Genomic DNA, 2037 nt, shown 5'->3' with positions numbered 1-2037 from the left:
ATAAATGGCTTAGAGAAGGCATGAGTAAATCATCAATTGCAAGAAGACTTGGGATAAGTAGAGAGACTGTTCGTAAATATGCTTTGAAACCTGAAGGTTATGTTCCTGTAATTAGCAGAAAACCAAATGAAAATTTAGTAGATGAACATTTACCTTATATTGCAGCAATGCTGGAGACAGCAAAAACAAATAAAGTTGAAATTCCTACAACGGTAATTTATGATGAGATAGTAAAAAGAGGATATCTAGGAAGTCTTAGATGGTTGCAGCAAGTTATGCAAAAATATGAACTCAGACGTAGAGTTAAAGAAGAAGAAAAATTAATAAGATTTGAAACAGATGCAGGTTATCAAATGCAAGTAGATTGGGTTGAATTTCCAAAAGATAATCTTTCAGCATTTGTTGCAACAATGGGTTATAGTAGAGCATCTTATGTTGAGTATGTTGAAAATGAAAAGATAGAAACATTGATAGCTTGTCATCTTAATGCATTTAACTACTTTGGAGGAGTTGTAAAAGAAGCTCTATATGACAATATGCGTACGGTTATAATAAAACGAAATGCCTATGGATTTGGGAAGCATCAACTAAATCCTATGTTTGAAGACTTTGCAAAACATTGTGGATTTAAAATAAGAGTTTGTAAACCATATAGAGCAAAAACTAAAGGTAAAGTCGAAAGATTCAATCATTATCTAAGATACAGTTTCCATAATAGCTTAAGTGTTAGATTAGCAATGAAAAAATATATTGTGAATATTGATAATGCAAATGCTGAAGTGAGAAAATGGCTTGATGATGTTGCAAATAAACGTATTCATCAAACAACACTTCAAACACCATTTTCATTATTAGTAGAAGAACGCTACCACCTGTTACCTCTGCCTAAACCTTATTTGGGTATCCATCCAACGAAGGCTATGAATATTATTGTAGCAAAAAATAAAGATAATCAAAATATGAATGAAATATTTATATCAAATCGAGATATGCAAAGTTATGATATTTTTATACCAACAATAACAACTATAGCAATACTTCCAAAAGTAATAAATTATGGTGGTGTTTTATGGAATTATTAAGTCCTATTGAACAATTGTGTGAAGAGTTAAAATTACCAGTAGTTGCACAAGAATATAATAATTTATCAATCATAGCATCACAAGAAAATTGGAAATATTCACAGTTTTTAGAAGAGTTGCTACGACAAGAATATAATGAAAAAATGAGTAGATCAAAAAATATTTTAACTAAGATGGCAGGATTTCCAGCTATAAAAACTATTGAACAATTTGATTATAGTTTTACTATAGGTGTAAATAGAAAACAAATTGAAGAATTGGCATCATTGGCATTTGTAAAAAGATATGAAAACATAATATTTCTTGGACAACCAGGTGTTGGTAAGACTCACCTTGCAATAGCTTTAGCATACAAAGCAGTGTTACATAGATATAAAGTTAGATTTACAACTATTACAGAATTAATAGCAGATGCTAATAAAGCAAAAAGAGACAAAAAATATGATTCTTTTTTAAAAATTATAGTTTCTCCATCAATTCTTATAATCGATGAAATAGGTTATTTCAATATGTCTAAAGAAGATGCAAATCACTTTTTTCAAATAATATCAGCAAGATATGAAAAAGGATCAACAATACTAACTTCAAATTTAGTATTCTCGCAGTGGGCACAAATATTTGGAGGAGACAAGGTAGTAACAACAGCTATATTAGATAGAGTTTTACATCACTCTCATGTAATTAATATTCAAGGAGATAGTTATAGATTAAAAGAAAAAAGAGAATCAAATATCAATTCAGATATTTATAAGTTTGGAGCAAAATCTTCAACTAAAATTGTAGAAAAAGTACAGGTGGTTTAAGTTTCAAATAGTAACTTTTTTTAAAATTTAACTGCCCAATTTAGCACTTCGTTTGACAGCACTATTCAAACACGAAGTGCTCAATTCAAATATGATGCTTTCTACCTTAAGATCCTACTGCTTTGCATTAGGATCTTGGATTACAGAACATG

At 29.7% G+C, this 2037-nt stretch carries 2 protein-coding genes; both read left to right on the top strand.

The window, feature by feature from the left end:
• The coding region (locus H6553_14170) for an IS21 family transposase (protein ID MCB9034979.1) at positions 1 to 1082 on the top strand (1082 nt) is incomplete at its 5' end.
• Positions 1070 to 1885 carry an ATP-binding protein gene (locus tag H6553_14165; GenBank protein ID MCB9034978.1) on the top strand — a complete coding sequence of 272 codons (816 nt, stop codon included), beginning with the start codon at positions 1070 to 1072 and terminating at the stop codon, positions 1883 to 1885. The genes H6553_14170 and H6553_14165, both read left to right, overlap by 13 nt.
• Positions 1886 to 2037: the final 152 nt, after the last annotated feature.

The organism is Chitinophagales bacterium (genome assembly GCA_020636535.1).
Classification (GTDB): domain Bacteria; phylum Bacteroidota; class Bacteroidia; order Chitinophagales; family JADIYW01; genus JADJSS01.
The sequence above is the reverse complement of the archived record's forward strand: the minus strand, read 5'-3'. Positions and strand labels throughout refer to the sequence as shown.

Coding starts and splice junctions, on each gene's coding strand:
- H6553_14165 (MCB9034978.1), top strand. CDS start 1,070: ATGGAATTATTAAGTCCTATTGAACAATTGTGTGAAGAGTTAAAATTA.